Annotated in this window: 19 protein-coding genes; 13 read left to right on the top strand and 6 right to left on the bottom strand. The window is 55.5% G+C overall.

Annotated elements, in window-relative coordinates; genetic code table 11:
• Positions 1-22: 22 nt before the first annotated feature.
• Positions 23-403 carry a hypothetical protein gene (locus GWR55_RS12035; protein ID WP_162402479.1) on the bottom strand — a complete coding sequence of 127 codons (381 nt, stop codon included), beginning with the start codon at positions 401-403 and terminating at the stop codon, positions 23-25.
• Positions 404-645: 242 nt separating this feature from the next.
• Here GWR55_RS12035 and GWR55_RS12040 point away from each other — a divergent pair, with 242 nt between their 5' ends.
• The 6 genes from GWR55_RS12040 to GWR55_RS12065 all read left to right on the top strand — a co-directional run bounded on the left by GWR55_RS12040 (position 646) and on the right by GWR55_RS12065 (position 6,183).
• Positions 646-867: a hypothetical protein gene (locus GWR55_RS12040; protein WP_162402480.1), complete on the top strand. Its 222-nt coding sequence runs from the start codon at positions 646-648 to the stop codon at positions 865-867.
• Positions 868-1,131: 264 nt separating this feature from the next.
• Complete coding sequence (locus tag GWR55_RS12045) at positions 1,132-2,709, top strand: hypothetical protein (RefSeq protein WP_162402481.1); 1,578 nt, start codon at positions 1,132-1,134, stop codon at positions 2,707-2,709.
• Positions 2,706-3,473 carry a hypothetical protein gene (locus GWR55_RS12050; protein ID WP_162402482.1) on the top strand — a complete coding sequence of 256 codons (768 nt, stop codon included), beginning with the start codon at positions 2,706-2,708 and terminating at the stop codon, positions 3,471-3,473. The genes GWR55_RS12045 and GWR55_RS12050 overlap by 4 nt, the downstream gene beginning before the upstream one ends.
• A complete protein-coding gene (locus tag GWR55_RS12055) occupies positions 3,470-4,201 on the top strand; it encodes a hypothetical protein (RefSeq protein ID WP_162402483.1) in 732 nt (243 codons plus the stop codon). The genes GWR55_RS12050 and GWR55_RS12055 overlap by 4 nt, the downstream gene beginning before the upstream one ends.
• A gap of 105 nt (positions 4,202-4,306) precedes the next feature.
• On the top strand, positions 4,307-5,248 hold the full coding sequence (locus GWR55_RS12060) for a nucleotidyltransferase (protein ID WP_162402484.1): 942 nt from the start codon (positions 4,307-4,309) through the stop codon (positions 5,246-5,248).
• Positions 5,245-6,183: a CBASS cGAMP-activated phospholipase gene (locus tag GWR55_RS12065; RefSeq protein ID WP_162402485.1), complete on the top strand. Its 939-nt coding sequence runs from the start codon at positions 5,245-5,247 to the stop codon at positions 6,181-6,183. Before GWR55_RS12060 ends, GWR55_RS12065 begins: the two co-directional genes overlap by 4 nt.
• Positions 6,184-6,291: 108 nt before the next feature.
• Here the strand turns inward: GWR55_RS12065 and GWR55_RS19595 are convergent, their stop codons facing one another.
• Positions 6,292-6,561: a recombinase family protein gene (locus GWR55_RS19595; protein WP_370521138.1), complete on the bottom strand. Its 270-nt coding sequence runs from the start codon at positions 6,559-6,561 to the stop codon at positions 6,292-6,294.
• Between the two features lie 846 nt (positions 6,562-7,407).
• Between GWR55_RS19595 and GWR55_RS12075 the strand changes: the two genes are divergently transcribed.
• Genes GWR55_RS12075 through GWR55_RS12095 form a run of 5 tightly spaced genes read left to right on the top strand, consistent with a single transcriptional unit; the run spans position 7,408 to position 11,786 of the window.
• The gene (locus tag GWR55_RS12075) at positions 7,408-8,493 is read left to right on the top strand and encodes a site-specific integrase (protein ID WP_162402486.1); all 1,086 of its coding nucleotides are present in this window, start codon (positions 7,408-7,410) and stop codon (positions 8,491-8,493) included.
• Positions 8,490-9,578 (top strand): tyrosine-type recombinase/integrase, encoded by a 1,089-nt coding sequence (locus tag GWR55_RS12080; protein WP_162402487.1) that lies wholly within the window; start codon positions 8,490-8,492, stop codon positions 9,576-9,578. The genes GWR55_RS12075 and GWR55_RS12080 overlap by 4 nt, the downstream gene beginning before the upstream one ends.
• A complete protein-coding gene (locus GWR55_RS12085) occupies positions 9,568-10,041 on the top strand; it encodes a hypothetical protein (RefSeq protein WP_162402488.1) in 474 nt (157 codons plus the stop codon). Before GWR55_RS12080 ends, GWR55_RS12085 begins: the two co-directional genes overlap by 11 nt.
• 9 nt (positions 10,042-10,050) lie before the next feature.
• Positions 10,051-10,815, top strand: a complete 765-nt coding sequence (locus GWR55_RS12090; protein ID WP_162402489.1) for a site-specific integrase — start codon at positions 10,051-10,053, stop codon at positions 10,813-10,815.
• Positions 10,812-11,786, top strand: coding sequence for a tyrosine-type recombinase/integrase (locus tag GWR55_RS12095; RefSeq protein WP_162402490.1), 975 nt, complete (start codon positions 10,812-10,814; stop codon positions 11,784-11,786). Before GWR55_RS12090 ends, GWR55_RS12095 begins: the two co-directional genes overlap by 4 nt.
• 322 nt (positions 11,787-12,108) lie before the next feature.
• Here the strand turns inward: GWR55_RS12095 and GWR55_RS12100 are convergent, their stop codons facing one another.
• A complete protein-coding gene (locus GWR55_RS12100; protein ID WP_162402491.1) occupies positions 12,109-13,530 on the bottom strand; it encodes a site-specific integrase in 1,422 nt (473 codons plus the stop codon).
• A gap of 385 nt (positions 13,531-13,915) precedes the next feature.
• Here GWR55_RS12100 and GWR55_RS12105 point away from each other — a divergent pair, with 385 nt between their 5' ends.
• On the top strand, positions 13,916-14,836 hold the full coding sequence (locus GWR55_RS12105) for a creatininase family protein (RefSeq protein ID WP_162403945.1): 921 nt from the start codon (positions 13,916-13,918) through the stop codon (positions 14,834-14,836).
• 460 nt (positions 14,837-15,296) lie between these two features.
• Complete coding sequence (gene gyrA / locus GWR55_RS12110; RefSeq protein ID WP_162402492.1) at positions 15,297-18,197, top strand: DNA gyrase subunit A; 2,901 nt, start codon at positions 15,297-15,299, stop codon at positions 18,195-18,197.
• 69 nt (positions 18,198-18,266) lie between these two features.
• Here the strand turns inward: gyrA and GWR55_RS12115 are convergent, their stop codons facing one another.
• From GWR55_RS12115 to GWR55_RS12125, 3 genes are all read right to left on the bottom strand, one after another.
• Entirely contained in the window at positions 18,267-18,731 is a 465-nt protein-coding gene (locus tag GWR55_RS12115) for a hypothetical protein (protein ID WP_162402493.1), read from the bottom strand.
• Between the two features lies 1 nt (position 18,732).
• Positions 18,733-19,680 carry a hypothetical protein gene (locus GWR55_RS12120; protein ID WP_162402494.1) on the bottom strand — a complete coding sequence of 316 codons (948 nt, stop codon included), beginning with the start codon at positions 19,678-19,680 and terminating at the stop codon, positions 18,733-18,735.
• Between the two features lie 438 nt (positions 19,681-20,118).
• The gene (locus GWR55_RS12125; RefSeq protein ID WP_162402495.1) at positions 20,119-20,508 is read right to left on the bottom strand and encodes a hypothetical protein; all 390 of its coding nucleotides are present in this window, start codon (positions 20,506-20,508) and stop codon (positions 20,119-20,121) included.
• Positions 20,509-21,034: the final 526 nt, after the last annotated feature.

Genomic DNA, 21,034 nt, shown 5'->3' on the forward strand with positions numbered 1-21,034 from the left:
AGCGTTCCCCTGTGCAGTCGTGTCAGTTCGCGGACGCAATGCGATTTTTAGCAAAGGCCTCGGCGCTTGGCCAGTCGGGCGAGATGTACAAATCCTGTGACTTCGCCGCCTGTGCTTCCGAGACAACAAAGAATGAATAGAGATTTGGATCGCTGCGAACGTCTTCCCTCGCGGCCTCAAGCAGCTCGTCCCACAGGAAATCGTCATATTCAGTTCCGTCGGGGTCAGGAATGTCGGCCGGCTCATAGTTCTTCTCAAGCTCCAGAGCCGATGCAAGCGCCGTCCGGGCTTCCGTATCGATGTCGTTGAACACCTCGCGGGCATATGAGCGGTCGTAGGTTTTCAAAACCTCGACACGCCTGTCGCCAATCTGCTGCTCGAAAAAGACTTCCTGACGCGGCATCGCTGAACTCCTGCTCCGATTATCCCGCCGATACCGGCCGCTGTCCAGGGCCGGACAAAATATTTTTGGTAATCGAGCTGAGCGCGCAATAACAGCCCTTGTCCATCGGTCAACATGCTTATTTTGTGTAATTTGCATCCTCTTGATCGTTGGTTGCGCGTCGTCCTGCTAATGGCTTCTGTAATGCACAGCTCATATATTTGGCGTTTACACGAAGATTATTCTTCATACATAATGAATCTGTGCGAGACAAAAGAGCAAAATTCGTTGAATTGGCCAACAAGCGAGTGACAAAAACGATCAGGGACCTCAAACTTGTTGGAAATCTGTCGAACAGGGCAGCCTACGACTATACCGATGATGACGCAAAAAAGATCGTCCGCGCCCTTCAGAAAGAAGTCGATTCAATCCGCTCGCGCTTCGCGGATAATGGCGACTCAACCAGCCTGGACTTCAGCCTGTAATAAAGAAAGAGGCCGTTAGTGGAGTGGTTATTTCGGCGTACTGCACCGGATGAAGTAGAACGGGACGTTACACAACGCAGTCAGTTCGATACGGACGAAACCCGTATCGAAGCGACTCTGATCCGCGAATCTCATCAGAATTCGCTCGATGCAAGAGAGTCAGGCTCCGGAGCAGCGGTTAAAACGCGCATCACCTTTATCACTCCACCTGCCAATGAAAAATATTTCAATCAGCTCTTCGATGGTCTTGCAGAACACCTCGAAGTGAGCGGAATTGATCTCACCGACATTGACTTCGGAAAGCCGACGTTCCTACTCATCGAGGACTTCGGCACCACCGGGCTTGTCGGCGCATGGGACACAAAAGATAAACGGGCCTTCAGCGATTTCTGGCGAAGAGAGGGCCGTTCACATAAGAGCGGTGCGGCCAATGGCAGATGGGGCTTGGGAAAGCTCGTCTTCTCGTCATCGTCGAAAATCAGGACCTTCTTCGGCCTCACCATCAGATACGACGATCCGGCTAAGCCGCTGCTGATGGGTGAGGCGGTTCTTATGACGCACGACATCGAAGGCGAGACGTGTGCGCCCTATGGCTTCTACGCCAACAAGGGTGTCAAGGGCATACAGATACCTGAAACCGATGAGCCGGCGATTGCTGAGTTCGTCAGCGCGACGGGCCTAACCAGAACCGATCAACCCGGTTTTTCAGTCGTCATCCCTTTCCCTATCGATCAGCTCAAACCGAAAAGCCTGATCGAGGGCGTCATCACGAATTACTTCTATCCGATATTGACCGGAGAGCTTGAGGTCGAAGTGCAGGGCGAGTGTATCAACGCGGCCACCTTCGACGCGGTTGCAGCAAAATACGCGACGGGAAAAATTCTGAACCCCCAGCTCATAGACTTCATTCGCAATATCCATGCGGCTCGCGAGAAGAAACCCGATTTCGAGCTGCCGGCGAACTGGGCTCAGAATATCGAGAGTGCGATTGGACCGGAAAAGCTGCACGAGCTGAGAACAGCGTTTGGCACGCTCGGCTCCTTCGTCTATGTCCGGGCACCGATAGTTCTGAAGAAAAAAGACAACGTGTCGCACACAACTTTCTTTGATCTCTTCCTGTGCAAGGCCCCGGAAGGCGTGACCGGAGATTCGTTGTACATCCGAAGCACCATCACCGTCCCGCAGGAGGGGCGCAACTTTCCCGCGACTGACACCTTTGGAGCGCTGCTTGCAAAGGATGACCAGATAGCTTCCTTCCTCGGCGATGCGGAAAATCCTGCCCATACTCAGTGGAGCCTGACCGCCGAAAAACTGAAAGAGAACTGGAAGGCAGGTCCTGCGCGGCTCACCGAAATCCGCAGCAGTCTCCGAAATTTGTATAAAGCGCTGGCACAGCTTGAAGAGCGGACGGAGCCGGATGCGCTGATCGACTTCTTCTCCATCGAAGACACTCAGCCCGGAAAGAAGGCCGTACCCAAGGTTGCCGTCAAACCTCCCATGCCGGACCTGCCGCCGGCAGAGAAGGTCTATCGGATCGCCCGTCGCAGCGGCGGGTTCGCGGTGCGCCCAGGCAAAGGGCTGGTGAAGGACCTGCTTCCCCTGCGCCTAAAAGTGCAGGTCGCCTACGACGTGTTCAAAGGCAATCCGCTGAAGAAATTTGATCCGCTCGACTTTCACATTGAGCACTCGCCGATCAAGATCGCCATCAACGGTGCGAACTGTACCTATCCCTTTCCAAATCGCATGGACATTGAAGTCACCGACACGAACTTTTCGGTCGAAGTGGAAGGCTTCGACCAAAACCGTGATCTGTTCATCGATGCAAGAAAGGACAGCAAGTGAAGAAACGCATCAATTTTACCGGCCGCAGAAAACTCGCCGCCGAACACATTGAAATTCGCGTGCAAAAGCCGGAGGGTCAGAAATACCCCACGTTCACAGCTTCCATCGCGCCGGCGGCGATGGACGGTCTTGATAAAGACGCGAGAGTTTATATCGAGCCTTATGTGGTCAGCTCCTCCATGAGGTTCGATTTCGGCACCGTCTCGCAGCCGCAGGTCCCCGCCGAAACCCTGCTGTCAGAGCTTGATCGTGAAGAGTCGTTCCTCTTCCGGGTTAAGGTCGTGGACGAGTCCGGTCATGTGGGAAAAATACTGGCCGATGCCAGCGGGATAAGGCCGAAGGACGCTGATGACGACGGCATCAATCGAAAGTCTCTCTTTCCGGTACAGTGGCTGGACCTCGGCGAACGTATCTGGAGAGTTGATCTCAACCCGCACACCGGACCTGTACTTCAGGCCACAACCAAAGTGCCTGAGCTTCCGACGAAGCTGAAGAATGATCCCCTGCTGCAGGGCACTATCTATCCGCAGGCTTTTCGGGAAGTCTTATGGTTTCTCGTCCGGGAGGAGGAAATCGATGATGATCTGCCGTGGGTGCAGAACTGGCGTGATTTCATCAGCAAGCTCACAGGCATAAACCTCGACGAAGAGACCCCGGAAGATGACGAGGAACGCGAACAGTTCGTGGAAGATGCGGTGAAGGCCTTTTCGGGACAACATAATTTCGCGTCACGTGCAAAGCAATTTGAGGAGGTGGTTGCGTGAGTGATCTGCTGCGAACACTGAATGCAGACGGTGTTAAGGAATTCAGGCAATATCTCCAAGGTTTGCGCGGAGGGTCAGTCACGGCACCGCCATTTCATCTGCTGACCGATCCGGCGTACTCAAACGACTTTGCAGCAGATGTGCCGATCCGGACGCAGCCCTTTACGGACAACTATGCGTTCGGAAGCTACCTCTCCACAACGCTGAGTGGATTGAACCGCAATCAGATTGCTTACGACTCCGCTCTCTGGTCGTGGCTCGCACTGTATTTTTTTGATCATGTATGTCCGCTTGAAAACGGCAAGCGTTCGGTCCTCGAAGACGCCGTCTACATCCTTGCTGAAACCTTCAATCATCGCCGCTATTATCGGCACCTCGTTCGAACACCGTGGGAAGCAGTCTCCCGAAACGGAGATTGCGCCAAGGTTCTGCTTCAGACCCGGGCAGGAGGAAAGAGAAGTGATATTTTCGAGCAGCTGGCGGCACGACAGACAATCTTCGGGAATCGGACGATCATCGCGGGTGCCTACCAGCTCTATTACGATCCGACGGCCCAGCTGCCAAAGCGGGGCGCTGGGGGGAAGGGGGCCGGATCGCCACGACGCCTCGTCTCGTTCGTTCAGCAGATTGACCTGACCTACGATCTGCAGGCCTGCACTCCAAAGCAGTTTCTGGACCTCTTGCCAAAAGAGTTTGCCAAATTCATTCCCGTAACTAGCGCAGCCTGATTGCAGGCCGCACAAAGATTACGAACATTCGGAAGCTAATCGTATTTTGGATTCATTCACGGTTTGCCACCCGACGCGCAACAGATCGGTTCAGGGAGGCAGGACATGGCGGTCCAATCACTATCTAGGCATTTCGCGACATTCTTTTCGCGCCTGAACCCGAGCACCACCTTCACGGATACTGCTGCAAGCCAGCACAATACCATTCGCGGCCTGATTGAAAACGTGAATGGTCCTGCCGTCGAACTCGCTCCGAAGACATTTCTTCAGGGTTCCTACCGGCAGCAAACGGCGATATACACGATCAACGACGTTGATATCGTCGTCCTTTGCAACCTCACCTATCCGGGGACCTCCGGCCCCGGGGGTGGCAAAAGCTACGGCAGAGACGAAATCTTTCGGATCATCGCGGCACCTCTTCTGGCGGATGGTCGGTATCGCGATAAGGTTCGCTATGGTCCACAGAGCATGTGCATCAAGGTTGACCTGGGAATCAAGGTGGAGATTTTACCCGTTGTTTTCAAGAAAGGTACGACAGACTCGACCCACGAACCGTTCGTCCTGTATAGACCCCATAAGGGGACATGGGAAGATGGCTACGCCCGTCATCATCAGGCGTGGCTATCGATGAAGAACAGTAGGGAACGGACGGGTTGCAATTTTATCCCGGCCATCAAGGTCCTGAAACACATTCGTTCACGCTTCAGTCTAAGGGCCGTTTCTTTTCACATCGAATGTCTTCTTTACTTTCTTCAGGATGCCAGCTTTGTCGGCGGACCCGCTGATTATCTGGCGGCCGTGCTTCGCTCTATTGCTGTACATAAACCGGAGGAATGGTACCGCACCAACGTGATGACACCCTGCGGTGACCGTGACATCTTTTCCGCCAATGAGTGGACCACGGAAGAATGGTGGAAATTCCACGATCTGATCGATCGTTGTTCGAAGGTCGCCGACCATGCTGTGTCAGCGTCCAGTGAGCGCGAAGCCGTTGAATGCTGGCAGGCAGTACTCGGCGATGATTTCTTTCCGGCCCGGGTCCTATGAAACGAATCCTTACGATCGACGGCGGAGGTATCAAAGGTGTCGTGCCGGCGGCATTCCTCGCCTGTATCGAGGAATCGATCCCGCACAGGATAGCGGAATATTTCGACCTCATCGTGGGAACTTCGACCGGCGGGATCATTGCCCTGGGTCTGGGTCTCGGCCTCTCCGCTGCAGATATCCTGGCATTCTATGAAGGTCATGGTCCCAGAATATTCTGCGGCAATCCACGCTTCAAATCCGCTCGCTGGTGGTTTCGGGCGAAGTATGACCCGCAGCCTCTCCGCTCCGCACTTGTCCAGATATTTCAGGATAAGACGCTCGGCCAGAGTACGAAGCGCCTGGTTGTGCCATCCTTCAATCCTGATACCGGTGAGGTTCATGTCTGGAAGACTTCGCACGATGAAAGGCTCCTGAGAGATTTCCGGACTTCTGCTGTTGATGTCGCGCTCTCGACAGCCGCAGCTCCGACATATTTTCCGACGCATCAGCTGGACAACGGAACCCCGTTGATTGACGGGGGTATGTGGGCGAACAATCCGATAGCTGTTGCCATGGTCGAAGCAATTGGCATCCTGAAATGGCCCGCTGATGAGGTTCGCGTTCTGAGTCTGGGGTGTACGACCACTCCTCTGAATATCGACTGGGGAAGGCTGCATCCACTCGGAAAGTTCGGATGGGCAGACAAGATCGCGGATGTCTTCTTGACGGCCCAGTCATCCGGCGCTCTCGGGATGGCCATGCATCTGGTGCCGGATCGCCGGAATATCATACGCATTTCGCCTGTGGTTGGAGATCGCTATTCGCTCGACGGCCGCGATGACGTCTCTTCACTGAAAGGTATCGGTTCATCGGAAGCTCGGAAAGCTCTATCGGATATCCGTGGTTTGTTCTTCGACGGACCTCTCGCGGAAGACTTTAGGCCCTCTCACTCATAGGTTCGCGGTCTCTCTCTCGGTTCCACGGCCAGCGACCTGTACAGCGTTGACAGGCCCAAATTACAGAAAGTGGCCACGTCTTCGACGCATTCCCCGGCCTCTATCAGCTTACGGGCCTTTGCGACGTGCGCAGGAGATAGTTTCTTTCCTACGGCCGAGCTGTAATCCACGTCGTCGGGCTTCCTTCATCCCGGCCTGAGTGCGTTCGACAATCAGGCTCCGCGCAAGCTCCGCCAGTACGCCGATCATCTGCCATAGCTTGCGGCCGGTGGGCGTCGTTGTATCGCTAGCACTCAGTAAGTGCATGGAATTACACTTCCCTGCGTTTGAGCTCATCACGCAGGCGCGGCCCAATCGGTCGAGCTGCCACACAATCAATGTGTCACCTGGCCGCAGAGTCTTAAGGCAGCAGGTGAGGGGCGGCCTTTTTGTCGTGGCGTCTCAAAGACCTTCGTCCTTGAAGACGGTCCTCCACTCGACGCGCTTCAACGCCGCAAGCTGCAACGCAGACTTCTTATCCTCGGTCATGACGTGGGCTTAGCCGTATTCATGCCGCATATTGGGACACCAAAACGGGACTGCGCAAGCCCTGTTTTTAAAGGTGCCGACCAGCGAAGCACAACCACGATCTGTCAGGGTCTGCGGATTTTCGTACCCCTTCAGCTCTCGCCGCCTCGCTGCGCGACTTCCTGATCTGGACTATATCTTCCCATTCCCATAAAGGAAATTAGGCGCTACCTATTTCGTCGCTACACCTTCTCCGGGGAGCGTTTGAGCCGGACGCTCGGTTGTCCACCATTCAGGAACGTCTGTGTCACAGGTTGTCTTCTGCAAAACAGCGCGCAAGCTGAGACTAAGGAGACCACATCAATGCATCAGAAGAAACGAGCCAACGCTGGAGTATCCAAAACCGGGATTGACGCAGTAAGATAGCTGACTGCCTATGTGGCCGCTCTCTTCTCTGAACTAAAGACGGCTTTACACGCGCGCCTATGAATTGCACCGGGCTAAGCGTACTTTCAGTGGAGCTAACTGGAACTCCGATGCCATCAAGGAGCTGGCCAGATGATCGAGAGTCTCTCTAGCAGGTTAAGCACTCAACGACGGCATCGCTCAGCACCGCTCCTGAAAGAGCGAGAGCAATATCTTACCCATTTGCTCCAAATCGGCTGGAGTGCGCATCGTGTCCTAGAAGTTGCAACATACCTCGTTCACATCGTCCGCATGATGGAACTTGTCAGTTTGCGGTGCGTCGAAACTGCCGAAATCGAACAAGCTGGAGTGCGCTGGGCCAATGATGAGGGAGCTGAACGAGTAGGCAAACGCCCTGAGACCTCTCCTGTACATTTTGCTAAATTTGCCCGCCAGTGGCTCCGCTTTCTTGGTGTTTTGAACTTACCTGGTCGGCCAACCGGATGTTTCGATGTTCAGGTTGCCGAATTCAAGGACGCCTTAGAAGAGCGACGGCTCGCGTCCACCACCATAAATACCTACGTCACCCGAACAGAGAACTTCTTGCGATGGCTATCTGCGCGTTGCAGTGACCTATCCCTCGTTTCGGTCTATGACGTGGACGATTTTCTAGCCTCCAAGCATGACGCTCGGGCCCACCTTCTGACGATTTCTGGTCACTGTATCGCACTTCGTGCATTCGTCCACTTTGCGGAAGAGCAAGGCTGGTCTCCACCTGGTATCTGGCGCGGTATCGTCGGTCCACGTATCCCCATGTACACGGAACCTCCCGCAGGACCGAGTTGGGTCGACGTGCGGCGCCTGATCCGCTCGACGCAGGGCAAGACCTCCGGGGATTTGCGTACTCGCGCCCTGCTTCTCCTCTGTGCGATCTACGGTCTACGGGTCAGCGAAGTAGCGCGCCTTCGTTTGGAGGATTTCAATTGGCGAAGCGAGACGTTTTCCGTCCTGCGCTCCAAACGCGGTGGAGTCCAACAGTTCCCTATTCAGTATGAAGTGGGTGAAGCCATCCTCGACTATCTACGCTATGGACGTCCACGCTGCGCCTGCCGGCACCTTTTTTTAACTGCGCAGCTTCCATATCGGCCACTCTCTAAGGGAGCAATATGCAGTGTCATCCAAAGACAGTTCAATAGACTGGGAATTCAATCAAAGCATCGTGGTCCCCATTCTCTACGCCACGCATGCGCTACCCGTCTGTTAACAAAGGGCAGCTCATTGAAGGAGATCGCGGACTTTCTTGGACATCGAAGCACTCAATGCGTTGCCATTTATGCGAGATACGACCGACGATCTTTACGAAATGTGGCGGCCTTCAGTTTGGCGGAGATACTGTGAAGCTCAATGTAGCAGCAGATATTTATGTCAGAAAAAAACGAGACGAGGGCCTTGTCTATAGCTGGCCCGCAGGCTATCTTGCGGCTCTGTGCAGGCAGGTAGGAGATGTCTCACTCGATCAGATCACCAGTCGCGAGATCGCGACATTTCTCGAAGGACCCAAGACTTCTCCGAGCACTTGGCTCGAAAAATATCACATGCTTAGGGGCTTCTTTGATTTCTGGTTAGCACGCGGCGAGATCGACATTCTGCCGATGCCGGTGAAGCGAACTGTCAGTGATCGTCCCTTTCTTCCTTATATCTTCACTCATGCGGAAATCCGCCTTTTGTTGAATGGAGCGCGTAATACTCGGAAGGTGAAACGTAGCAAGATAGACCACACAACTCTGCGCACTATTCTGATCTTTTTGTACGGAACAGGTCTGCGAGTCGGGGAAGCTCTTCGATTGCAGGAAGAGGATGTGGATCTCGAAAAAGGCGCAGTCAGTGTCCATGGAAATCGCTTCAATCGTTCAAGAATCATTCCGATCGGCCTAGACCTAAGGAAGGTGCTAGAGGCGTACGCGGCTTCGAGACGGAAAGAGATGAATGATCCTTACTTTTTCCAGGACAAGGCTGGAGAACGTCTGAGCTATAGCAAGCTTGAAAAGATGTTCCGGAGACTACGCCACAAATCTGAGATTCGGCGACATGACGATGGTGACTGCTATCAGCCTCGCATGTATGATCTGCGGCACACATTTGCGACGCACCGAATTGCCGCATGGATTAAACACGGCGCGAACCTGAACCGTATGTTGCCTGCGCTGGCGATCTATATGGGCTTGACTGATTTCAGGTCGACCGAAAAGTACCTCGCCTTTGCGCCGGAGCGCTTTCGCGCTCAACTCGTCAAGCTGAGTCCCCTGCGCGGAAAGAAACGGTGGCGTGACGATCTTGCACTCATGAAATTTCTGTCTGCATTGTCGGACGACAGCGGCAAAAGTCGTCGCCTGAATGGAAGCGCTCCCATTCGAATCGACCCAAAGAGTGTGGCTCCAACGCTACCAGGACATCTCCAATTAAGGCAGAGAAATGATCTTTGAACAGGTCTATAAATCGTCAAAAGTAATTGAAAGGCATCGCCTCGCGCCTCTGTGTGTGGAGCGTGAGCAGTATCTGAGGCACATGCTCGAAGAGGGCTACAGCCACCGCACTTTGACCAATGCGGCCAGTTATATGCTCCACGCCATTCAAATCCTCGGCTTGCGCGAGCTTCGTGTCGTTCATGAGGAAGAGATTGAAAGAGCGGCGGAATTCTGGGCGGAGTATCGGGGTCCATTTCGAGATCCCGGTCACAGTCAATATGGATCGCCAAGATCCTTTATCAAGTATGTCTGCGCATGGTTTCGGTTTAATGGCAAATTGGCGCTGTCACCAGATCCTCCTTTCCACGAACAGACGCACGCATTCTCCAACGCCCTGCGATCTACTTATGGCCTCGCCGCAGTGACGGCTCGCGGCTATTCGAACCGTGCCCAAGTCTTTTTGACTTGGCTGGCGGCCTAAGGTGGAAATATGGAAACCGTTTCCTTGGCCGACATTGACAAGTTTGTTGTCGCGAAGCGTGCAGAAGGATGCAGGCCCCGCGGGATTGCCAACCAATGCAAGGCTTTGCGCAGTTTCTTCCGTTTTGCTGAAATGCGCGGATGGTGTGTGCCGAATCTCGCACTCACCATCCGAATCCCCCGTATTCCCAAAAACGAGCCGCGCCCCACGGGACCAACGTGGACGCAGGTCCGCCAACTGCTAGAACTGACCGAAGGGAATGACCCTGAGCATATTCGCGCCCGGGCACTCCTGCTTCTGTTTACGATCTATGGACTGCGCGCGAGTGAAGTCATCAACCTGCGTCTGGAGGATTTTGATTGGCAGAGTGAAGTCTTCACCATTCGGCGCGCCAAGCATGGCGGCACTCAGCAATATCCGATCCAATACGAAGTGGGGGAGGCGATTCTTAAATATCTTCGATATGTCCGACCGCGTGTCGATGATCGGCACGTCTTCCTTGGAGAACGACGCCCTTGGGGACCACTCCAACACACCACTATGTGGAGGACCGTATCGAGGCGGTTGGGAGCACTTGGAATAGAGCTCCGTCATCAGGGACCTCACGCTTTACGTCACGCATGTGCAACCCGGCTGCTCCAGAAAGGGTCATCCCTTAAAGAAATCGCCGACTTCCTAGGACACCGCAATACGAAATCTGTTGGTATCTATGCAAAGTGCGATATCGCCGCTCTTCGCAAGGTTGCCGCCTTTCGCCTGGGCGGGTTGCGATGAAGCTACAGGAAGGAATTGAAGTTTATATCGAGGCGAGACAATCCGAAGGCGCGCCCTGGATGAAAGGTGCGCAAAGCCTGCGTTCCCTTTGCCGAAGCCTCGGGAATATGCCCCTGAATCGAATCCGAGTCAACCAGATTGCGCCTTTTCTCGATGGTCCTCACACCTCCGCTGCAACTTGGTACAACAAATACTGCGTCCTGCGGCAGTTCTTTTGCTACTGGAAGGCCCGTAATGAGATATACGGGTTGCCTCTGCCTCCCCCACGGCGCTTTCCCGCACAGACATTTGTCCCCTACGTTTATTCGCGAACTGAGCTCCGGCGGCTGCTGGTAGCAGCCGGAACCACTCAACGAGACTTGAACTCTGTGATCGGCCCTCGTACCTTTCGCACCTTGCTTCTGTTCCTTTATGGCACCGGCGCGGGTCTCAGCGAAGCTGTTCAACTGGAGCGCGGTGACGTGGACTTTCGCAGGAGACGAATCACTCTTCGCAGTTGTGTCGCCCGCTGTGCGCGCGAGATTCCGATTGGTTCTGATCTTTACGAGATATTGCTGCAGTATCACCGAGCGCATCATCAACAAGAGGCAATAAGAGACCCGCAATTCTTTCTAACCAAGGATGGGGCACAGATAAAGGCAAGCACGGCGAGCAAGACTTTCCAGAAGGTGCGCAAGAAAGCAGGCGTTGCTCGCTATGACGGAGCCCGCTACCAGCCGAGGATGCAAGATCTGCGATATACCTTCGCTGTCCACCGATTAACTGCATGGTTCAAGAACGGCGCAGACATGGGGCGAATGATTCCGGCGCTTTCGGCCTACATGGGACAGCATGACCTCAGCGCGTCGGAACGTTATCTACGCCTGACTCCAGAGCGCTTTCGAGCGCAACTCAATAAACTCAGTCCAAAGCGAGGCAAAAGGCGGTGGCGCGATGATAGCGAGCTGATGAGGTTTCTTGACAGTCTATGAAAAGGCATCCGCCTATTTAGGTCCAATTCCGCATTGCTTTCAGGGCCGACGTTGCGGGACAGGACACAAGCCCTGCATGGATATGAAGTGGAAAGCGCACCGTACTATGGGCGGTGCATCCTTCCCAGCACAAAGCGCACGAAGAACGGCCGCCAGCGGCGGCTCGTGCGCGAAGATTTGCCGCTAAGAACGCCCCGGCGGGGCAGCGGCAAATCAAAACCATCTCAGCAAGGAACGTCCGGGCCGGACATTGAGAAGATTAACTCCCTACGCCAGCCTCCGCCAGCGGCTCCGGCCAAATACGGCTTCGGGACGTTCACGGTCAGCGCGGCCTGTGGCGCTTGCCTCGTTTGCCTTTATCGTGCGTCTCTGCCGCTTTCGACGCCTTCGCCTTGGTTACGTCTGGTTGCGGCAACTCCCAACCCGCCATGCCCTGCAACACGCGGTCGGCGTGCTTGATGGTGTTCACGTGTCCGTAGTGGCTTTCAATCATGTGGACGGATGTTCCCATCTGCTCGGCGAGAAAATATACGTCCACACCTTCCTGTAAGCGAAGCGTGGCGTAGGTATGCCGGAAGCAATAGGTCGAGCGCGGAACGCCCTGCGTTCCTTCGCGCAGATTCGCTTCGCTCAGAAGATCGGCAACCAAGGAGCTATACAGCGTCTTTGCGGGCTTGCCCGCGACATTGGTAAATACTCTGTCATCCTGTTGGGTGGCTTTGGAAATGGCACGAATGCGTTCTAAATAGTCTCCCACGCTCTTAGGCGCAACCAGTTTGCGTGATTTGCCCTTGCCCTGCACGAACAAGACAACGATCTCGCGACCCTCGCGGTCTTTTGCAGGCATGATGTCGCGCCACCGGAGATTCTTCATCTCCGCTGGCCTCATGCCGGTATTGCAGGCAATCAGAATCAAGTTGTAGGTGACTGTGCGATACCAAACGCTTGACGGCTTATCAGCCTCGGCAATCCACTTGCGGCCTACGGTGTGGAGTTTGCGATACTCCTCCAGCGTAAACTCGTCACGCCGCATCGTCTTGAGCTTGGGGCGCTCGTCGAAGCGCTGGCTTGCGGGAACGTAGCGTTTCTTCACCGCATAATTCATGATCGCGCCGAAGATGGACATCTCGAAGCGGATGGTGGAATCGCTGATGAAAGGAACAGTCCGTTCTTCGGAAGGTTTGACTTTAATCGGTTTTAACACTCGGATGCCCAAAGTCTGCTGAACTTTGATGCGGCGCTCGGCTTCATGGTCTGCGAAAGTTTGCGCTGCGTCGGCGGTGACTTCTCGAACGCCGTTGCGCCGGTGGCGTCCCGCGCCATTCTCCCGCCGCCATGCCGGATAGCCGCCCCAGCGTTCATCCCCGATGAGATGGACCTGCGTGGAACCTGCATACCTGTCTAACGTGCCTTCGATGACGGCACGGAGCTTCTTCGGTCGCGCGGCGCTGATCTCTCCGCGCTTCGCTCGCGCCTCCTGCGTCAACAGATACTCGCGCGCCACGTCGCGGAAGGGACGGTTGAACACCGGAACGTCATGCTTGATGCGAAACCGCACATCGGCATCATGGTCGAAGGCGCGTTCACGCGCCGCACTTATATCTGTCGTCTTGAGCGAAACCGTCTTATAGCGGTCGGCCTTCGGCATCTTCATGCGGCAATACCACATCCGATGATCTACGTCGCCGCGTCGGAAGAGAATCAGGCCGGGTTTCAGCTCCTCTTTCTCGGTAATAAACGCCATGTTGCCTCCTGCGGTTATTCCGTTCTGTGCAGTTTCCGTGCAGATTCTTCATGCAAGCCATTGATTCTTCATGGCTGTGCATACTTTGTATGGCACATTATAGAAAACTATGTGCTTTATTTCTAAGTATTTATGATATAGTTCTCATCCTGAGCGAAGCTTCTCGCGGCCCTATCGCGAGAAGCGCCGTCGAAGGATCTGCGGTCGGGGATGGTGACTGAGGCAGTAGACCGCAGATCCCATTTGACTTCGCTCCGGGCAGGCCTTTCCACTTCGCCCATTTCGACTCACCTCAGGCTCACTCATGGCTCCGGTCTATTCGTCCCGGGCCTCGTGGCCGCAGTGCTATCATCCCGCAATAGAAAAAGAGGAGATCTTCTTCGTGATGATTGCGTTGCACGGCCTGCACTTGAGATTCAAAGACCTCTGTCTCGCATCTTCCCTCGCTCTTCTCAGTCTCGGCAGCGCCGGCGCAGTTGCTCAGGCCGCCTCTTCGCAGGCAAAGCTGCCCGTCCAGTGGGAGGAGTTGACCGGCCCCGACTTCGTAAAGGCCATTCACGCTGCTCAGGGGACCTGCATCCTTCCTATCGGGATCCTGGAAAAGCACGGTCCGCACCTTCCCATCGGCTCCGACCTGCTCAACGCCCGCTACACGGCTATCCACGCAGCAGAGAAACAGTACGTCATCGTCTTCCCCCAGTACTATTTCGGCCAGATCGCCGAGGCGCGTCATGAACCCGGCACCGTCTCTTACAGCCGCGAGCTTCAGCTAGCCATGCTGCAGGCCACCACCGATGAGATGGGCCGCAACGGTTGCAAAAAGATCCTCATTATTAACGGACACGGCGGCAACGCCCACCTGCTGCCGTACTTCGTGCAGACCCAGCTCGACAAGCCGCACGATTACGTCGTTTACCTCTTCGATCAGCGCACTCCTGCGACCGGCGGCCCGAAGAAGAAGACCACCAACGACCAGCACGCTGGTGAGAGCGAGACCTCCAAGCTGATGATCGTCCGCCCCGACCTCGTACACCCCGAACGCGCCAAGGATGAGTCCGGAGCCGACCAGAACCGGCAGAAGCTACCCGAAGGCGTCTACACCGGCATCTGGTGGTACGCCCGCTTCCCCGACCACTACGCCGGAGACGGCTCCGCCGCCAGCCACGAGTTGGGCGAATACCAGATGAACTGGTGGGTCGACTCCGTCAGCCGCGTCCTCGCCGCCATCAAGGCCGACGACGTCACACCGCGACTCCAGCAGGAGTTCTTTGAAAAAACCTCCCATCCCATCGATACGCCGCAATAGCCACCATTCCACAAATCCGGGTGTCCATCTTCGGCGCAGCTTACCGCGGCTAAGGTGGGGCATTCGAAGCGAAGCTCGCCCCCGCCTCAACCCTGTGGGGCTAAAGCCCCTTTTCTATCTGGCTGGGACGTCACGCCTGAAGCTGTGCCCTTAACGGCCTCCGCGACTCGCTTGGGAATCGGAGTCGGCGAAGGCTTGGGCTGGGGAGGAGGATTGCAGCCCGCCATCGTCAGACACCCCGCCATCAGGAGCAGCCCCGATCCCAACCCCATAGCGTCGCCTCTTTTCATAGGAGCCCGCCGGCCACGCCTCCGGTTGTCAGGCACTCTCCCTTTGTTCCGAAAGCCCCAGCAGATCTTCGCCACTTCTTCTCCTTAGCCTCTCCCCGGACAAGCCTCGTTACCACCCGTGTTTCAGCAAGGCATCTGCGCGCCAGACCCTCTATAATAGAAGTTAAGATATGGCAGACGAACAGAACCCTCAGCTCCCGCTCGGCTCCAACCCTGACAATCCAGATGGCAACCTCATCAAGGGTCCCGGTGCGGCACAGCTCCTCCCCATCAATATCGAAGACGAGATGCGCCGGTCGTATCTCGACTACTCCATGTCCGTCATCATCGGACGCGCCCTGCCCGATGTGCGCGATGGCCTGAAGCCCGTGCACCGCCGTATCCTCTACGGAATGCAGGAGATGGGCCTGCAGTACAACAAAAAGTACACCAAGTCCGCCAAGGTCGTCGGCCACGTCATGGGTAACTACCACCCCCACGGCGACTCCGCCATCTACGACACCATGGTCCGCCTCGCGCAGGATTTCTCCCTCCGCTACACCCTCGTAGACGGCCAGGGCAACTTCGGCTCCATCGACGGCGACCCGCCCGCGGCCATGCGTTACACCGAGTCGCGCCTCACCCGCATCGCCGGGGAGATGCTCGCCGACATCGACTCCGACACTGTCGATTTCGCCCCCAACTACGACGAGTCGACCCTCGAGCCCACGGTCCTTCCCGCCCGCATTCCCAACCTCATCATTAATGGTGGCGGCGGTATCGCCGTCGGCATGGCGACCAACATCCCGCCGCATAATCTCACCGAGGTCATTAACGCGTGCATCTCCTTGATCAACAAGGAGAAGACCGACATCCGCCCCGACATCCAGCTCGTCCTTGAGCATGTCCAGGGTCCCGATTTTCCCACCGGAGGCTATCTCTACGGCCGCGCCGGAATCGCCCAGACCTACAACACCGGCCGCGGACGCTTCATCATGCGCGCCAAGGTTGGCACCGAGAAGATCACCGGCGGACGCGAAGCCATCGTCGTCACCGAGATTCCTTACCAGGTCAACAAGGCGAACCTCATCAAGCGCATCGCCGAACTCGCCAACGAAAAGATCATCGACGACATCTCCGATGTTCGTGACGAATCCGACCGCGACGGCATGCGCATCGTCATCGAGCTCAAGCGCGGAGCCGAATCCCAGATCGTCCTCAATCAGCTCTTCAAGCACACCTCCATGCAGGAGAGCTTCTCGATGATCTTCCTCGCCGTCCACAACGGCCAGCCGAAGGTCCTCCCGCTCGACCAGGCCATCCGCGCCTTCCTCGAGCACCGTATCGAGGTCGTCCGCCGCCGCACTGCCTTCCTGCTCGGCAAGGCCCGCGACCGCGAACACATCCTGCTCGGCTACCAGATCGCGCTCGACCACCTCGACAACGTCATCAAGATCATCCGCCAGTCCGGCTCCCGCGCCGAGGCCCGCGAGAACCTCTTCCAGTACTTCTCCAACAAGCGCATCAACCTGCGCGGCACCGAGCTCGCCGGAGTCACCCTCGACCCCGCCAAGTACTCGGTCGACATGACCTTCTCGACCACCGGGACCCTGATCCTCAGCTACCGCCAGGTCGACGCCATCCTCGAGCTGCAGCTCTACCGCCTCACCCAGCTCTCCATCGACGAGCTCCTCAACGAGCTGAAGAACGTTCGCGCCAACATCGAAGAGTTCGAGTCCATCCTCGCGTCGGAGAAAAAACTTCGCCGCGTCATCGTCAAGGAGCTCGAAGAGGTCCGCGACAAGTACGGCGACGAGCGCCGCACCGAGATCATCGACGAGACCACCGAGATCCAGCTCGAAGACCTCATCGCCGACGAGCAGGTCGCCGTCACCATCTCCAACACCGGCTACCTCAAGCGCACCCCCATCTCCACCTACCGGCAGCAGCGCCGCGGTGGAACCGGACGCCTCGGCATGAAGACCCGCGAAGAGGACTTCGTCGCCCAGCTCATCGTCGAATCCACGCACGCCTACCTGCTCTGCTTTACCAATACCGGCCGCGTCTACTGGCTCAAGGTCTACGAGATTCCCGACGTCGGCGCCGCAGGCAAGGGCAAGGCGATGGCCTCGCTGATCGCGCTGCAGCCCGGCGAAAAGGTCGTGACCATTCTCGGCATCCGCGACCTGACGGAAGAGGGTAAGTTCATCCTCTTCGCGACGCGCAACGGCACCGTCAAGAAGACTCCGCTGCCCGACTTCTCGAACGTCATGAGCCGCGGCATCATCGCCATCAACATCGACAAGGACGACGAACTGATCGCCTGCCGCGTCACCTCCGGCTCCGACGTCGTCTTCCTCGCCACCCACGATGGCATGGCCGTCCGCTTTTCCGAGGCCTACGATCCTGAGAAGTCCGGCGGACTTCGCCCCATGGGCCGCGCCGCCGCCGGCAACAAGGGCATCACCCTTAAGAAGGGCGACTACGTCATCGGCCTCGCCGTCACCCCGTCGGCCGAGTACCGCGCCCAGCGTCGTGACGAGCTCGCCGCCGAAAAGGGTCTGGCCAAGGATCTAGCCAAGGTCCGCGCCGAGATCGACGCCGCCAACGAGGCCCTGCAGAAGGCCCGCGAAGCTGCCAACGGAGGCGAAAAGGAAGACGACAAGGTCAAGGCTGCCCGCCGCAAGCGCGACGATGCCTACGCCAGGCGCGACGCCCTCGACGAAAAGCTCGGCCTCAGCCCCTGCCTCATCCTCTCGGTGACGGAGAACGGCTTCGGCAAGCGCACCAACGTCGAGGAGTACCGCCTCACCAACCGCGGCGGCTCGGGAGTCATCAACATGAAGGCCACGGCCAAGACCGGCAAGGTCTCCTCCGTCCAGCTCGTCGACGACACCAGCGAGCTGATGGCCATCTCCCAGTTCGGAAAGATCATCCGCATCGACACCAGCAGCATCCGCGCCGCCGGCCGCTCCACCCAGGGAGTCAAACTCCTCAACCTGGAAGCCGACGACAAGGTAGCCGCCGCCGTAGTCATCCCACCGGATGAATCCGGTAAGTCAGAACCAGAGACGGGAACGCTGTTGCAGTAAGCTCGTTCTTGTTCGCCTCAAATCGCTTTACACAACCAGCTGGACATTGATTCTAGCTGCCCGCAAAAACTACAGTCCTCCGTTTTTGCGGGCACGATCCACATCTTGCCAAAGCGTTGTTAGGCCGATCACATTCTTGATCATCGTCAAGAGATTCAGGGAAGAGTAGATAAGTAGAAAAACAAGTAAGTCGTCGAACTTTTGTGTATTTTCTATTGGCCCTAGAGTTAACAGTGCAAACGTCGTCGCAAAAAGCATAAGAGGAAATACAAAAGCCGTTGCGTACGCTTTCGCTTCTCCAGCCTGCCTCAGCTGTAGGCCAAACTCAGTCGCTAGCATAGCGAAAAAACCACTACAAGTGATCGCTGTCGCGGTGGCTGCAATAATAAGCATATTGGCCAGATCTGCTTTTTTGTGAACCAACCAGTCTCTCAGAACCTCTAACCCGATCAACTGATTGAGAGCAACGAGTAGCAGTACCGACGCTAATATCTCACCACCGTATTCCCATATACCTTCGATCTTCCTATCCATTTCACTGCTCATGACCGGGCGGTGTTGGCAGCTCTGCGAGTTTGTCGACCTCTTCCGTAATTCGAGCGAGTATGTTCTTACCCTCTACCGTCCGAGCATTCGCTGACATTCCTCTGACAAAATCACGGAAACCTTCAATTCTTCCTCTCATCGCTTTACTTCCCGTTCTCACCGTTCGACGTTGTCCATTTCTAAATCCGGTCATTGTCACTTCGCCGTCTTTGTATCCGGCCTGAGCCATCGCGGCGGTGGCAAAGGGAAGCCCTTCCTCCGAAAGTGAAAGCCCTGATGGATTCTTCATATCTTGCGTGTATTCTCGGATTCCATTTGCGACCATTTCTTGCCGCAGACGCTCCGTACGTCGGTCAAGCTCAGGGTTAGGTATTCTTAGCTTGACCCGCAAGCGGGTCAATTTGTCGAACGACCGGAACGCCTGGAGGATTTTGTTTTCTTCGGGGACAGGCTCAAGGCGGATATGCGAAGTAAATCCAGATTCGGCAGCGGCTTCATCCAGCATGTTGTGGAGGGAACTTCGCCACAATTGATTGCGCATTAGCTCGCTTCGGTATTCAACAACCACTAAGTGTCTTCGCATGTAGAAAAAAATGTGAAATGTCTCGGCTGGTGGCGGAGAAAGCGTTGTAGTAGCTTCTTCGAAGCCATCTGCCGTCGCGGTTTTACCATTCTGCTCAACGGTCGAACGGCCCAGAGTGATACTACATATTGGGCCATGATCGCTACTCACCAGAAAAAACTCACGTGCATTCCATTGAAGCGTGGTTCGTCCAGATTGAGTGATCACTGATAAATCAGGATTTGTAATTCCCCTAATGACCTGCAAGATCTGATCATCGGTTCTGATGTTGACGCCCATGAAGTCGAACATAAAATTTTCTTCATCAACGATGTTGAGCCTATAGATTTCAAACAGAAGTGGAAGCTCCGCCATACTTATCGAGCCCTACTCCCCTCATTCAAAATGATGTTCTTCGGCATTCGAACACTCGAGTCGGGCAGAGAACGAGGACAAACCATCTCTAAAGTCCTTTGTTTAACATAAATTTAGGGGTGAGGACACTTTATCTGCGGGCCATGAATATGGCAAGACTTGTCGAGGAGACTTGTGGCCGGGTGCCCCATCTTCGACGCCGAAGGCGGCTAAGGTGGGCAATTTTCGCGGCAGCGAAAATCCCTACACTCTCCCCACCCTGAACAACGGATCGTGCTCCGCACGACAACCCACCTTAGTCGCGATAAAACCGCGCCGAAGATGGGGCACCCAATTCTCCACTCCGGAAGAGGAATCCAGACACAGTAAAATCCACCCATGCCGCTGGGCCTCGTACGATAGCAACAGGAGGTAATGGGTCAGTTTGAACTGAAGCATTTATTTCCAAGTGCGATGAGCCGTGAATTTTGCGAGATTTGCTTCTAATATGCTCTCGGCGTCTTCTCGGTCTGGGACCACTCCAAAGTCGCGGATAAGCTGCAATCCGAAATCTTCAAACGCCATCCGATCAGTGCGGAAGTGAATTTTTCTAATTTCGTCCCGCAATCCCGTTCCCGCTCCATGACAGACATGCAGATGGGGGAACGTGAAATCACTTTGATGTGGGTGCCAATGGTATGCCAAAATTTCATGGCCATCGCTGTTCTCAACCGCATATTCGTATGCGAGAGTGGTGACCTTAAGGCCACCCCACATCGATTTGGTTACCTCGAATTGTTGGGTGAACGAAATAGCCAGCACTTCTTGAGAAGAGGTTATGACATCCATCGCCGGTTCTGGAGATAGAGAGAGACTGTGATGCTCTCCAGATCCATAGCCACTTGCACGTAGACACCCCCTCCCAAAGCAGCTCAAAGACTGCTGTAGAGGCTGAATGAAATTCCTTACTGCTTCATCGGGTGTTCTTCCGGGCACTGACCGACCGCACGAATGGGATGAGTAGAGCGACACGCATAGCACGTGCCCTCTCGCTCGGGTCGGTATAGTATCCCGCGTCCCAACGTCTCAGAAATTCTTTGCCCGATATAGAGAGGTATCTTTGCGCAGCTCGTTCAAACAGCTGTGCTCCCTCCGTGGCGTTGAGGAAAACGTCACGCTTTGCTTCACAGCCAGCTTGCGCGTGTTCAAGCAATGCTTCCATGACATTCCTCCTCATTCATTTAGACGTATACGACCAACCAAGGGATGCAATTCAAAGCCGCCCAAGACGTCACCTTTGTACACGCTCATTGGGTTCGTTGCCAACACATTTTGTTGGCCCGTAACGTAATTTGAAATCCCTACTAATTCTTCA

The sequence above is a fragment of the Edaphobacter sp. 12200R-103 genome (assembly GCF_010093025.1).
GTDB lineage: Bacteria > Acidobacteriota > Terriglobia > Terriglobales > Acidobacteriaceae > Edaphobacter.